Here is a 13,941-nt window from a genome sequence, read left to right as displayed (position 1 = left end):
CTCAGTGTTCGCCCGCGCCAGCCAGACGGCCGCGATGCAGCACCACCTTCTCCGCCAGCCGTGCGGCAACGCGATGACTATGCGTGACCATCAACAAGGTGGTCGGACTGTCGTCGAGCAATTCCAGTAGCAACTTCAACACTTCATCGCTGGTGGCTTCATCGAGGCTGCCGGTGGGCTCGTCGGCCAGCAACAATTTGGGCTTCGACGCCAGGGCGCGGCCCAAAGCGACTCGCTGCTGTTGCCCACCGGAGAGCTGCTCCGGGTAACGCCGCAGCAAATCACTCAAGCCCAGCCGCTGCACCAGGTGCGCCTGCCAGCGCGGATCGTGCCGCCCGGCCAGGCGTGCCTGAAAAGCCAGATTGTCCTCGACCCGCAAGCTGCCGATCAGGTTGAACTGCTGGAACACCAGGCCGATTTCAGTCCGTCGCCAGTTCGCCAGCTGCCCTTCGTTCATCTGGTCCAGCCGATGCTCGCCGCTTTGAATGCTGCCGCGATCGACCTTGTCGAGGCCGGCGATCAAGTGCAGCAAGGTGCTCTTGCCACTGCCCGACTCACCCATCAGCGCCAGGCTGCTGCCGGGTTTCAATGTCAGGTCGACACCTTGCAGCACCGGCAAAGGACCTTGCGGAGTGGCGTAGCTTTTGAAGACGCCGTGCACTTGAAGCATGAGAGGGGCTCGCTGAAGTCAGAGCGCCTAGGATAGCCGAGAGTACATCCGAAAACTTCTCTCTGATCTGGCTGACGCCATCGCGAGCAGGCTCACTCCCACAGGGGACTTGTGAACGACACACACCCCTGCAGGAGCGAGCCTGCTCGCGATGAGGCCGGATCAGTCAACCAAAAACCTCACTGCCCCACCGCAACATTTGTAGGCGCCTGCGAAGGCGTCACAATGCTGTTCAGATCAATATACTTCCACTCAGGCTTCGCCCCCAGCCGCGCATTGAACCGATAGTTGAACGTAAAGTCGTCTGCCGTCGGCACACTCAACGGCTTGCCATAAACCGCCTCGATCCCCGCCAGGTCATAGCCCATCAACTGCAACAATGTCGGGAAGATGTTGTAGTGACTCGACCGATCCTTGTTTGCGGCCAGCGCTTTCTGCCAATCCAGCGTGCGCAACTGATCCCCTTGAATCACCACCAGCGGCACCAAGCCCTCCTCCGCCACCGGATCACCGCCGCAGTGCAAATTCAACCCGGGATTGCCCCGTTCATGCAGGTCCTGCCCATGGTCCGAGGTGTAGATCAGCAGCGCATTGCTCATGTCTGCCTGGGCAAACACCCGTGAGAAAAACTCTCCGACGTTCCACAGCAAGGTGTTCTTGTAGGCGTTGCGGTAGAGCACCCAGTCATCCGGCTGACCGTTGAAACCATCGCGCTTGCCGGTGTCCGCGATCTCGACAAACTGCCCCCGAGGCAAGGTCGGACGATAGGCCATGAACGCATCCGGGTACTTGTCATGCACCGGAAAATGCGCGCCCACCTTGTTGATCACCACCAGCTCGGGCTTGCCGTCGTTGAGCAGGTCGATCAGTTTCGCCGCGGCCGCCATGTCGCGATCACGCACGCTGGCCTGGTCGAATTGCACAAACTCGTCGATGTCCTTTTTCTCGGCGTCGTTCATCAGGTTCTGCAAGTTGCCCCCGGTGCGCTGGGCATCGATGTAGACGGTGCGCAGGCCGGCCTTCTTCGCGTACTGCCAGATCGACGGCATCGTGCTGTTGATGCGCATGTAGTCGGCGCGGGTGCCGCCGTACCGAAGGGTGATGTTGGTGTCGGCACTGCAATTGGCAATGGACGCGGCGTAACCGTAATTGAAGATCGCGACGCCCGGGCGCGGTTCCTTGAGGTTGCTGTGCACACCGAACGGGGCGTTGATGTCCAGGTAGTTGCCGGAAATGCTTTCGTCGATGATCAGAACGATGTCGTGCCCCGGCGGCGCGTCGTTGCGCGCCAGGCTCACAGGCTCGCGTGGGCCGACGGTGTTGTGCAGGGCTTCATAGGTGAACAGGTTCAAGTAGGCCAGCGGCGTGTACATGATCGGCAGGCCACGGGCGCCTTCGCCGGCTCGCACGAACAACACCGCACTGAGCAGCAGCACTCCGAGCACCGGCGCCGCCACCAGCAACGCACCGGGCAGCGGCATTCGCCGACGCGGTTTGAGCCCGATACCGAACAACAGCAGCAAGCCGCCGACCACCCCGCTGATGATCGCGTCGCGGTACTGGTACGCCGCCTCCTGAATGAACCCGCCGGAATACACCAGCGACACGAAGCTGCTGTAGGTCAGGTAGTCGGCCGTGACGCGGGTATAGACATCGAAAAACACGGCAGACACAAACATCATCAGAGCTAATAGATGACGGATCAGCGTCTGGCGAATGTACGCGGTCATAAAAAGCGCCACGGTCAGCGCGATAAACATCCCGCCAAACAGCAGCACCGGCAAACCCATTCCCAACGCGCTCAGGCGCTCCAGGTAATAGTCGTAATTTTTGAATAAGTAGAGAACTAAGAGCAGTTCTTTGAGATATCGAATCATAGTATTTCCGATGCTCGCGGCCGTCCGTTGGCCAATAGATTGTCAGCCATTTTTTGACACTAGCACCGGGCCATCAAAGCGCAAGAAATGTCGGGTTTTTACACAAAGCGTCAAAAAAACGTTGACTCAAATCTGACACACCTGACCGGCTACAACCCTTGTGTTTCAAGCCCTACGACCGTTTATCGTTTTCTTCGAATTGTGAAAAACCCGTCAAAACCGCGGCAAATCCAGCAGTGGCAAGCACTTGATGGCAAAACGCCCCAAAAATGGGGCTGTTATAGCTGCGCAACATGTCATTTTGCTGACACGTTTTCCCAACGCTGGGCTATACCCCTTTTGACAGTCTTATTTCAGTTCTTTCAACCGTCTTACGAGGCACGCCAATATGGACGTGAGCGTATTTGGTACGGGCTACGTCGGCCTGATACAAGCAGCGGCACTGGCCGATGTCGGACATCGTGTCTCTTATGTGTCGACATCGATCCCAACAAGATCAAGCAACTGCAACAGGCAGTGCCGCCGATCAGCGAACCGGGGTTATCCGGCACGCTGGAAGAGAACATCAAGGCCGGCCGTCTGCTGTTCACGACCCAGGCCAGCGATGCGGTCGAACACGCCGAGCTGATTTTCATCGCCGTCGGCACGCCCGCCGATGAAGACGGGTCGGCCGACCTCAGTCACGTACTGAATGTGGCCCGCCAGATCGCCAGTTACATGGAGGCCGATCGCACCCTGATCATCAAGTCCACCGTGCCGGTCGGCACCGCGGACCAGGTGGCCGCCACCGCCCACGAAGAACTGCTTCGTCGCGGCAAGAGCACCCTCAATGTGCGGGTGGTCTCCAACCCCGAGTTTCTCAAGGAAGGCAGCGCCCTCGCCGATTGCATGCGCCCGGACCGGATCATCGTCGGCACCGACGACGAGGAAGCCCGCGGTCAGCTCAGCGAGCTCTACGCGCCGTTCTGCCGCAACCATGAAAAGCTCATGTTCATGGACAACCGCAGCGCCGAGCTGACCAAATACGCAGCCAACGCGATGCTCGCCACGCGCATCAGCTTCATGAACGAACTGGCGAACCTCACCGAGCTGCTGGGGGCCGATATCGAAGCGGTTCGCAAAGGCATCGGTTCGGACCCACGCATCGGTTACCACTTCATCTACCCAGGTTGCGGTTTCGGTGGCTCGTGCTTCCCCAAGGATCTGCGCGCCCTGCTGCATACCGCCGAACACAACGGCATGCCGCTGCGCTTGCTGCGTAGCGTCACCGACGTCAACGACAGCCAGCGCCACATTCTTTTCAGCAAACTGAAATCACAATTCCCCGATGGGCTGGCCGGCAAATCCATCGCGATCTGGGGCCTGGCGTTCAAGCCCAACACCGATGACATGCGCGAAGCCCCCAGCCGTTACCTGATGGATGCGTTATGGGCTGAAGGCGCGAGCGTGCAGGCCTATGACCCGGAAGCCATGTCCGAATGCCGACGCATCTACGGCTACCGCAATGACCTGCACCTGTGCGCCACCCGCGACGACACGCTGGAGGACGCCGACGCCTTGGTGATCTGCACCGAGTGGAAAAACTTCCGCGTGGTCGACTTTGAATTGCTGGCAAGCAAACTGCGTTCGCGGGTGATCGTCGACGGTCGCAACCTCTACAACCCGGAACAGGTGGCGGCCGCCGGTTTGCACTACAGCGGCATCGGCCTGCGGCACATCGTTCCCGAGGCGCCGCGGCCATGAAGATTCTCGTCACCGGAGCGGCCGGTTTCATTGGTGCCCATTGCGTGTTGCGGTTGATCCGTGACGGGCACCAGGTGGTCGGCCTCGACAATTTCAATGATTACTACGACCCGCAACTCAAACACGACCGCGTGAATTGGGTGCAGGAGCAGGTTGGCGCTTTCCAGCTCGCGACGGTTGACCTGGCCGACGGTCCTGCCATCGAGGCCCTGTTTGTCCGTGAAAAGCCCGAGGTGGTGATTCACCTCGCGGCCCAGGCCGGGGTGCGTTACTCCCTGGAGAACCCACGGGCTTACCTCGACAGCAATTTGAGCGGGTTCCTCAACATTCTCGAAAGCTGCCGCAACCACCCGGTCAAGCACCTGGTCTATGCCTCGTCCAGTTCGGTGTATGGCGCGAACCAGCACACGCCTTACTCGGTGAAGGACGGCGTCAACCATCCGCTGTCGCTGTACGCCGCGACCAAGAAAGCCAACGAGCTGATGGCCCACAGCTACAGCCACCTGTTCGGCATTCCCTGCACCGGCCTGCGTTTTTTCACCGTGTACGGGCCCTGGGGTCGGCCGGACATGTCGCCGATCCAGTTCGCCCGGGCGATTGCCGAAGGGCAGCCACTGAAGTTGTTCAACTACGGCGAACACCAGCGCGATTTCACCTACATCGACGACATCATCGAGAGCATCGCACGCCTGATCGACCGTCCACCGCAAGCCAACGCCGAATGGGACCGTGAACAACCGGACCCGGCCAGCAGCATGGCGCCGTGGCGGATCTTCAACATCGGCGGCCAGCACCCGGTGGAACTCAAGGATTACCTGGCGCTGCTGGAAAAACACCTTGGACAAAAAGCCCTCGTCGAGTTGCTGCCACTGCAGCCGGGCGACGTGCTCAACACCTGCGCCGATGCCAGCGACCTGGCTCGGGCAACCGGATTTCAGCCTTGTATCGAGCTGGATGAAGGACTCGGGCGCTTCATCGCCTGGTTCCGCGATTACTACCCACTGCCTATCGCCCACGCGCCGCTAGCGGCTGAACTTCAGCGGAGGATTCTATGACTGGACATGAAAAAACGGTGCCGATGCAACAGATGCGCCGAGACAAGCGCCTGGACCCGGAGCACCGAATGCGCCTCGACACCGCGATCCATATGCAGGGTCGTGGCTGGATGACCGGCCGTGACGGCGGTCGCCCCTGGACGCTGTCGCGCACCAACCGCGTGGTCGCCTGCCTCGGTGCGTTGGTGATTCTGCTGCTGATCTCGCCCATCTTGTTGGGCCTGGCACTGGCGATCAAATTCAGCAGCCCGGGACCGGTGATGTTCGTGCAGAAACGCACGGGCTACCGCGGTCGCATGTTCGGCATGTACAAGTTCCGCACCATGGTGGCCAACGCCGAGGAGCTTAAAGAGTCCCTGCGTCACCTGAACAAGCACGGAGCCGACGCGATCGATTTCAAGATCGACAAGGACCCGCGCATCACCGGCATCGGTGGTTTCCTGCGGCGCAGCAGCCTGGATGAGCTGCCAAACCTGATCAATGTGGTGATGGGCGACATGCGCCTGGTGGGCCCGCGGCCGACCTCGTTCAACGCCTACCGCTACAAGGACAATCACCTTGCACGCCTGAGCATCTACCCCGGCATGACCGGCCTGTGGCAGATCTCCGGGCGCAGCAACATCGACTTCGACCAGCGCGTTGAGTTGGACCTCAGCTATATCGCCGAGCAGAGCCTGTTGCTTGATCTGAAGATCCTGTTGAAAACCCCCTTCAAAGTATTCAGCGGCCACGGAGCGAGTTAAATGGACGGTTCATCAGCCAAAAGCCTAAGCATTGCCAACCCGAGCGAGTCCAACCTGACCTCGACCGTGCTCGATCAAGATCTGCGGATCCTATTTCTGACCGCCGCCAACCCCGGCGCCGGCACCACCACCAGTGCCCTGGCGCTGGCCAGTCAGCTGGCGAAAATGAGCAGCGGCGAAGTGTTGCTGGTCGATGCCAGTCAGTCATCGACCAACCTCACGCAACAGATGGGGCTGACCAAGGAGCGCGGTTTTCGCGACCTGCTGTTCAACACCCAGAGCCCGCCCCTGCTGCAGGACTGCGTGGTGAACGTCTCCAGCCTGCCCTTCCACATCCTGCCCAACGGCCGGTATGTGCGTGGTACCGAGCACCTGACCCCAGAACGCCTGGGCCCGTTGCTCGATCAGCTCGGCAGTCAGTATCGCTTTGTGGTGATCGACGGCGACGCGGTGTATTCCGCCGCCGACACCATGATCATCAGTACCCAGGTGGACGGCGTGATCATGGTCGTGCGCTCCGAAGACACGCGCTGGGAAGTAGCCCAGGCGGCGGTTCAGCGCTTGACCCAGGCCGGCGCGAAACTGGTCGGCAGCGTCTTCAACCGGCGCAAGTACTACATGCCGAAATGGCTCTACAAAAACCTGTGAGCAATCAGAAAAGGATGACGACATGAACGCCAAAATGCTTGTCCTGCTGTTGCTGCCGCTTGCAGGTTGCTCCAGCACTTCCGAAACCCAGAACATGCCGGTGAATATCCTCACGGCCTCACCGGCCAACGCCCAGGCCACTGACATGCCCAAGGTCGAACAGACCTTGCGGCCACAGGATGTGCTGGACGTGATCTTTCACATCAGCACCAGCGGCTCGGACGCCTACCGCATCCAGTCCGGCGACCAGATCGGCCTGAACTTCACCGCTGCCAGCCAGCTCAACGGCAATCAACTGGTGCTGCCCGATGGCACCATTGAACTGCCGGGCGCCAACACCTCGGTGAAAATTGCCGGGCTGACGTCCGAACAGGCGCGTGAGGAAATCCAGCGCGCCTACCAGCGCAAACAGCTGTTCCAGCCTAACCGCAACCAGTTGTCCGTGCAGGTCATTAGCCCCCTGAGCAACGAGTCGAACCTCAAAAGTGCCCTGAACCACCCCGCTACCGGCATGAGCCGGGAGATCACCGTGGGCACCGACGGTTACGCCAGCTTCCCGGAAATCGGCGCCGTGCCGCTGCAAGGCATGACCGTCAATCAACTGGAAACCTTCCTCAACCAACGCTACGCGAAGCTGCCGGGGCGGATGACCGTCGACGTGCTGCTGAAGTCCACGGCGGGTAACGAAATCTATGTGCTGGGCGAAGTTGGCCAACCGGGGTCCTACCCGATTCGCCGGCCAGTCTCGGTGCTTGAAGCGCTGACCCTGGCCCGTGGCAGCAACACCAAGGCGCGGCTCGACTCGGTGATGATCATGCGCCGCAATGGCAACCAGGTGCAGGCCGTGCGCTACGACGTCGAAAAGGCTTTGGCCGGCGATGCGTCGCAGATTGCGTACCTGCAACCGGACGACATGCTCTATGTGCCGAAGACCAAACTGGCGAGCGCCGGTGAGCTCGCGCGGCAACTGGCAGACGTGGTGTTGTTCCAGGGCGTGGGCTTCAGCTTCGGCTACCGCGTCGACAACAAAGACAGTGACAGCAACTAACTCTCAGGTGACCGACCATGAATCCAAAGGAAAACTACCTGCACGAGTTCTTCAGGATCTTTTTCGCCAACAAGCAGTTGGTGAAACGAGTCTTCCTGGTCTTTGCAGTGATCGCGCTGGTCCTGCCGCTGATGCTCAAACAGAGCTTCGATATCACCGCCCAGGTGATCGTGCAGTCCAAAAAACTCTCACAGGGAGACGCCACAACCTCCCTCAACCAAGAGAACGCCTCGTTCATTCCACCGTCCCTGGCGGACATGGAAACCGAGAGCAATATCCTGCGCTCGCCGGCGTTGATCCGGCAGACCATCAGCGAGTTGCGCGACAAGGGTGAGTACACGCCTACCCCTGGCGTTTTCAACAAACTGGTGACCCAGCCGTTCAAGCAGTACGTGACCACGCCGCTGCGTGAATACATGATCAACCCGATGAAAGCCACCCTGGGCCTGGAAACCGACCCGGTACGCGACACGGCGCTGGATGCCCTGACCCAACAGGCGATCGACAGTCTGAAAATCGAGACCCTGCCAGGCTCCAACGTGATCTCCATCATCTACAGCTTCGACAATCCAACCCAAGGCACCAATTTCGTTGCAGCCTTGCTGCAGAACTACCTGACGAGCCGTCAGGCACTGCAATCGATCGATTTGCCGCAGTCGTTCTACGAAACCAAGAAGAAGCAATACCAGGTGCGTCTCGATGGCCTGGAAGGCACTCGGCTGGGCTTGCTTGAAGCGGTCGGCTCGTCCGATCCGAAGGAAGAAATCACCTTCCGCCTCAATGCCATCAACACCGAGGAGCAGGCGCTCAACCTGTACCGCGATCGCCTGCTGCAAAGCCAACGCTGGCTCGACTACCTGAAAACCAGCCTGGCCGCAGCGAGCAACTCGAAACTCAACGACTACACCTTCCCCTACACCTTCACCACCACCGTGGACAATGTGGCGTTCGAGGATCGTGAGATCAAACAGATGGGTGAGGCCCTGACCACGCAGGTCAGCCGCTACATGAACGACCTGGCGATCTTCCAGCCAAGCAGCGAACCGATGTTGCTGACCCGCGAGCAAATCGCCCGCACCCGTCAGCAGTTTCTGAAAGTGGTCAGCAACCGGATTCAGGAACGCAACACTGATCTGGCGATTGTCAGCTCGGTGATCGACCAGAAAACCAAGCGCATTGCCGAGTTCAAGGAGCGCATCCACCAGTTGCAGGAAACCCAGAGCAAGCTGCGGCAGATGGACACCGAGATCAACGCGTTGCACGCGGCGTTCTCGACCTATGCCCAACGCTTCGCCGAAAGCAGCAGCGCACGTTCGCTGGACAACGACCTGTCCAACGCACGGGTGCTCAGCCCGCCGTATGAGCCCACCGAAGCGGCGTTCCCGAAACCGATGCTGATCATTCCGTTCGGCTTGTTCACCGGTCTCTTGCTGGCGATTGCCCTGGTCTACGTGCGTGAGTTCTTCGATCACCGTTTCAAACACCCAGCGCAAATCACCCACGAACTGGGCTTGCCGGTGCTGTTGGTGATCAACGATCAGAACGTGGAACCCACCAATCCGCACAGCAACTGGTCCTTACCGCGCCTTGTGCATTGGGTGCGCAATTGAACGCGCCGCTCATCCCTTCCCTGCCGATCATTCATTTGCTCAGCAGCGGCGGCTTCTACGGGGCTGAGCGGATGCTGCTGGACCATTGCCTGGCGACGCCGGGGCAGCACCAGGTGCTGTTTCTCGATGCGCCGCCAGACTTGATCGCGCGGTTTCGTCAGGCGGGGGTCGACTGCCGGGGTTGCGCGGGGTTGGGGGAATTACTGGCGCATTTGCGCCAGCGCCGGGCGGAACGGCCGTTGATCAATACGCACAACTTCAAGGGCCTGTTGTTTGGCTGGGTGGGCGCAACGTTGTTGCGCCTGCCGCTGGTGATTACCCAGCACGGTTTCACACCGCGCAGCCGCAAGCAGAAGTTCTACACCTGGCTGAGCCTGCAACTGTGCCGCACCGCGTCGGTGAATCGCGTGGTCTGCGTTGCCGAAAGCATCGCCGTGCTGTGCCGTCAGGCCAGCGTCCGGGCGGAAAAGCTGCAGGTGATTCCCAATGGTCTGCCGGCGACTGACGGACTGTTGCCGCGTCACGCGAAACGCCAGCGTTGGCTGGCCGGTTACGTCGGGCGGCTGAGCAGTGAAAAGGGCCCGGACTTTTTTCTCGATGCGCTGATTCCACTCTGCCGGCAACACCCGCAACTGGACGCCGTGATGCTCGGCGACGGCCCGGAACGGGAGACGCTGCTGGCGCGTATCAACGAAGCGGGTTTACAGGACCGCATCACCCTGCCGGGTTACCAGACCGACATGAGTGTGTGGTGGCGACAACTCGATGCGCTGGTGATCAGCTCGCGCACCGAAGGCACGCCGATGATTCTGCTCGAAGCGATGCAAGCCGGTGTGCCGGTGGTGGCGTTCGGCGTCGGCGGGATTCCCGATGTGCTGCAAGACCGGCACAACGGCCTGCTGGCGACACCCGCCGACAGCGCCGCCCTCGCCCGCCAGATCGGCTCGTTGCTGACTGAACCGGCCATGGCCCGCGACCTGATCGACAACGCAAAACGTACGCAATTGGACCGTTACGACCTCAAGGCCCTGGCCGAACGCTGGTCGCAACTTTATCTCCGTACTGCACGGGAGGCACGCGCGTGATCTTTCCGCTCTCGATCGTCAGTTTGTTTGGCCTGGTCTGCCTCGCTTTGCTGGCCAGCCCTTATCCGTATCTGGCGCCGGGAGCGGTGCTGGGCCTGGTCGGTGTCGCGCTGCTTTACCGAAAACCCACCTGGGGTTTGCTCGGGATCGCGGCGCTGGTGCCGTTCGAAGGTTTCTTCAAGGACAGTTCGCTGTCGGGCACCAAGTTCCTCGGCGCGTCACTGGCCGTGATCCTGATGCTGCAACTGGCCATCCACCAGATACCCTCCGAACGCCTGCGCAGCAACATCTGGCGCTACCTGATCTGGTTCATGGTCTTGTACCTGCTGAGCGTGATCAACACCGACAACATGGGCATGTCCATGGGGCACCTGCGAGAACTGAGTGTCGGCTTGGTGCTGTTTGTGATCACCCTGCTGATCGGCCGCGAGCTGAACATGGACCTGTTCGCCAAGATGGTCACCCTCAGTGTCACGGCGACCTGCGTGTTGGCGATGTTCTCCAGCAAATACCAGGACCAGGGGCGCGCCGCCGGCCTGCTGGAAGACCCGAACGCCTTTGCCATGCTGATCGCCTTCGCCGTGCCGCTCGCCTTGCTCTTGGTGGTGCGCAGCCCGCACTTCCTGCATCGGGTGTTCTGGGTCGCTTGCTGCATTTTGCTGCTGGGCGGCATGACCAAGACTGAATCCCGTTCGGGGCTGGTGGTGCTGTTCCTCAGCCTGATGATCGGCGTCTGGCATTACCGCGCCGAGCTTAAACGCATCCGTCCTCGGCACCTGGGGTTTGCCATGCTGGGCCTGGTGATCGTGATTCCGCTGGCCATTTATGCGATGCCCAAGGGTTACATCGAGCGCATTCAGTCCTTGAGCATCTTGAGCGCCGGCGCCAAGAGCCAGGACCAATCCCTCGGCCGTCGCGCCTCGTACATTGTGGTCGGCAGCGAGATGATCCGCGAGAACCCGTTGCTGGGCACCGGCCCCGGGACGTTCCCGCTGCACTACGCCACCACCGGTTATGCCAAGGCGTTTTCGGCCAACCGCAAAATCGGCGACCTCTACCGTCGCGCCCACAACACCTACCTGGAAATCTTCAGTGAGCTGGGGATTCCCGCCGGCCTGTTGTTCGTCGGCATGCTCGGCCTCGGTTTGTACAACCTGGTCCGCGCCCGTCGTGCATGGATGCAGCGACGCAACCGCGAACAGGCAGATTTGCTGACGCACCTGAGCATGAGTTTCCTGTCGTTGACGCTGTTTTTGATGTTCCTCAGCGCACCCAATCAGAAGTACGTGTGGATCATGCTCGCCCTGACTAGCGTGCTGCGTTTGAAAGCCGAAGAAAGCCCACTCGCGGAGGCCAAGGCATGAGCCGCATCAGTATCGTTATTCCGATGTACAACGAATCTCGCCACATCGCTCGGACCTTGCTGGCTGCGCAACGCGCTGCCATCGCCGCCGGTCTGGAATGCGAGCTGATCGTGGTCGATAACGGTTCCGACGATCAGGGCCCGCAGATAGCCCGGCAATTCGGCGCTCAGGTGCTGGTGCTGCCGGGCGTGCTCATCGGCGCCTTGCGCAATCGCGGTGCGGCCATCGCCACCGGCGATTGGCTGGCTTTCATCGATGCCGACGTCGAGATGCCCGAGGACTGGCTCACGCTGTTGTTGAAAATCGAGCCCGCGGTTCAGGTCGACGTCCTCGGGCTGGACTTGCACACCCCGGCCGAAGCCCCCTGGTATGCCAATGCCTGGCAACGTCGCACCTTGCGTCCGAACAACGAGACGGTGCAGACGGTGCGCTGGCTGCCCAGTTCCAACCTGTTGATGCGCCGCCCCTGGTTCGACAAGGTCGGCGGCTTCGATGAAACCCTGCGCACCGGCGAGGACAAGGATTTCACCATGCGCCTTTCCCACGCTGGCGCGCGCCTGCTGTCAGTCAACCAGACCGTCGCCCTGCATTGGGGGTATGAGTGCAGTTGGCGTGAATGGATGGGCAAGGAATTCTGGCGTCAGGGCAGTCATCTGCAGTTACTGCGCAGTCACGGGATGAGCATGCGTCTGCTGCGCTTCCCGCTGATGTCGCTCGCCGCCTGGATGTTGGATTTCCTGGCAATCTCCGCCCTGCTCGATGGCTTCCCCCACCATGCGGCGCTCATGTTGTTCCTGACCAGCCTACCGGCGCTGGCCTTGAGCATGCGCCAGACCTTAAAACACCGTGATCTGCTGTTGACCCTGCAACTCTGGGGCCTGCATTGGTTGCGTCTGCACCTGGCCGGTGCCGCGTTTGTTCTCAGTTTTTGTCATTGGAAAGCCAGGAGGCCTGCCCGTGGCTGAATTCATTTTCTGGTTGTGCCTGTTGCTGCCGGTTTACGCCTATCTCGGTTACCCCTTGCTGTTGACGCTGCTGGCGCCATTGTTTGCGGCGCGGCGTAACGCAATCGCGGAACCGATGAACATCAGCATCGTGATTGCCGCGCACAACGAAGCGCGGCACATCGAACACAAGTTGCGCACGTTGCTCGCTCAGGATTATGAGCCGGCCTCGCTGCAGATCATTCTGGCCAGCGACGGTTCGACCGATGACACCGTGGCCTGTGCGCGCAAGGTCATCGACCCGCGCATCACCATCCTCGACCTGCCTCGCCAGGGCAAGGCCGCGACCCTGAATGCCGGCGTGGCGTTGAGCACCGGGGATATTCTGGTGTTCACCGATGCCGACAACCAATGGTCCCGCGACACCCTCGGTCACCTGCTGGCGCCGCTGTGCGATCCCCAGGTTGGCGCGTGCGCCGGGCACATGGTGATCCCGGTCACCGGCGGCGGCCTGAGTATCGGCGACAGTCTCTATCGGCATTACGAAGGCTGGCTGCGCAAAGTGGAAAACCGCACCGGCTGCATGGTCTCCGCCGACGGCGCCCTGCTTGCCCTGCGCCGCGAGTTGTTCCAGGAGGTGCCGGCCGAGGTCAACGATGACTTCTTCATCAGCACCTGCGCGCCTGTGGCGTTCAAGCGCATTGTCTATGTGCCCGAAGCGCAAGTAATCGACCAAGGCGTCGATGAAGCAGACAAACAATTCCGCCGCCGTCAGCGGGTTACCGTCGGGGGCTTGCAAAGCCTGGCCCAACGTAGCGAGCTGCTCAATCCGCTGAAACATGGCCTGTATTCGATTGCCTTGATCAGCCACAAGTTGATCCGCCGTCTGGCGCCGATTCTGTTGTTGCCGCTGTTGCTGAGCAATTTCTGGCTGTGGGAAGAACACGGTTTCTATCGCCTGAGCCTGGTCGCGCAACTGCTCGGTTACGCCGTGGCCATCGCCGGTCTGCTGGATTCGCAACACCGTCTGCCCAAACCTTTCCGCCTCGCCGCGTTCCTGCTAGTGACCCTGGCCGGGATGAGTATCGGTCTGTGGCAGTTCCTGCGGGGGCAGCGGTACGCCCAGTGGAACCCTGAGCAAAACCGTTGAAAGG

11 protein-coding genes and 1 pseudogene are annotated in these 13,941 nt (G+C 60.6%); 10 read left to right on the top strand and 2 right to left on the bottom strand.

Annotated elements, in window-relative coordinates; translation table 11 throughout:
• Window position 1: 1 nt before the first annotated feature.
• Both QMX98_RS05155 and QMX98_RS05150 read right to left on the bottom strand, forming a co-directional pair.
• On the bottom strand, window positions 2-670 hold the full coding sequence (locus QMX98_RS05155; RefSeq protein WP_282410369.1) for an ABC transporter ATP-binding protein: 669 nt from the start codon (window positions 668-670) through the stop codon (window positions 2-4).
• A 179-nt stretch (window positions 671-849) separates the two neighbouring features.
• A complete protein-coding gene (locus QMX98_RS05150; protein ID WP_282410368.1) occupies window positions 850-2,547 on the bottom strand; it encodes a sulfatase-like hydrolase/transferase in 1,698 nt (565 codons plus the stop codon).
• Between the two features lie 388 nt (window positions 2,548-2,935).
• Between QMX98_RS05150 and QMX98_RS05145 the strand changes: the two are divergent.
• The 10 genes and pseudogenes from QMX98_RS05145 (at window position 2,936) to QMX98_RS05100 (ending at window position 13,937) form a co-directional block, all read left to right on the top strand.
• Window positions 2,936-4,290 (top strand): annotated as a pseudogene (locus QMX98_RS05145) (UDP-glucose/GDP-mannose dehydrogenase family protein).
• Window positions 4,287-5,345: an NAD-dependent epimerase gene (locus QMX98_RS05140; RefSeq protein ID WP_138739056.1), complete on the top strand. Its 1,059-nt coding sequence runs from the start codon at window positions 4,287-4,289 to the stop codon at window positions 5,343-5,345. Before QMX98_RS05145 ends, QMX98_RS05140 begins: the two are co-directional and overlap by 4 nt.
• Complete coding sequence (locus tag QMX98_RS05135; protein WP_010455619.1) at window positions 5,342-6,088, top strand: sugar transferase; 747 nt, start codon at window positions 5,342-5,344, stop codon at window positions 6,086-6,088. The genes QMX98_RS05140 and QMX98_RS05135 overlap by 4 nt, the downstream gene beginning before the upstream one ends.
• Entirely contained in the window at window positions 6,089-6,736 is a 648-nt protein-coding gene (locus tag QMX98_RS05130) for a CpsD/CapB family tyrosine-protein kinase (protein WP_010455621.1), read from the top strand. It begins immediately after the preceding gene.
• Window positions 6,737-6,758: 22 nt separating this feature from the next.
• Window positions 6,759-7,784, top strand: coding sequence for a polysaccharide biosynthesis/export family protein (locus tag QMX98_RS05125; protein WP_010455623.1), 1,026 nt, complete (start codon window positions 6,759-6,761; stop codon window positions 7,782-7,784).
• Window positions 7,785-7,801: 17 nt separating this feature from the next.
• Complete coding sequence (locus QMX98_RS05120; protein ID WP_282410367.1) at window positions 7,802-9,394, top strand: Wzz/FepE/Etk N-terminal domain-containing protein; 1,593 nt, start codon at window positions 7,802-7,804, stop codon at window positions 9,392-9,394.
• On the top strand, window positions 9,391-10,479 hold the full coding sequence (locus QMX98_RS05115) for a glycosyltransferase family 4 protein (RefSeq protein ID WP_083376386.1): 1,089 nt from the start codon (window positions 9,391-9,393) through the stop codon (window positions 10,477-10,479). Before QMX98_RS05120 ends, QMX98_RS05115 begins: the two co-directional genes overlap by 4 nt.
• On the top strand, window positions 10,476-11,843 hold the full coding sequence (locus QMX98_RS05110; RefSeq protein WP_282410366.1) for an O-antigen ligase family protein: 1,368 nt from the start codon (window positions 10,476-10,478) through the stop codon (window positions 11,841-11,843). The genes QMX98_RS05115 and QMX98_RS05110 overlap by 4 nt, the downstream gene beginning before the upstream one ends.
• Window positions 11,840-12,808, top strand: coding sequence for a glycosyltransferase (locus QMX98_RS05105; protein WP_010455631.1), 969 nt, complete (start codon window positions 11,840-11,842; stop codon window positions 12,806-12,808). The genes QMX98_RS05110 and QMX98_RS05105 overlap by 4 nt, the downstream gene beginning before the upstream one ends.
• The gene (locus tag QMX98_RS05100) at window positions 12,801-13,937 is read left to right on the top strand and encodes a glycosyltransferase (RefSeq protein WP_077749052.1); all 1,137 of its coding nucleotides are present in this window, start codon (window positions 12,801-12,803) and stop codon (window positions 13,935-13,937) included. Before QMX98_RS05105 ends, QMX98_RS05100 begins: the two co-directional genes overlap by 8 nt.
• The last annotated feature ends 4 nt before the right edge of the window (window positions 13,938-13,941 follow it).

It is taken from the genome of Pseudomonas sp. PS02303, from assembly GCF_029959925.1.
GTDB lineage: Bacteria > Pseudomonadota > Gammaproteobacteria > Pseudomonadales > Pseudomonadaceae > Aquipseudomonas > Aquipseudomonas mandelii.
Note: the sequence above shows the minus strand (reverse complement) of the source record. Positions and strands in the feature narration are given on the sequence as shown.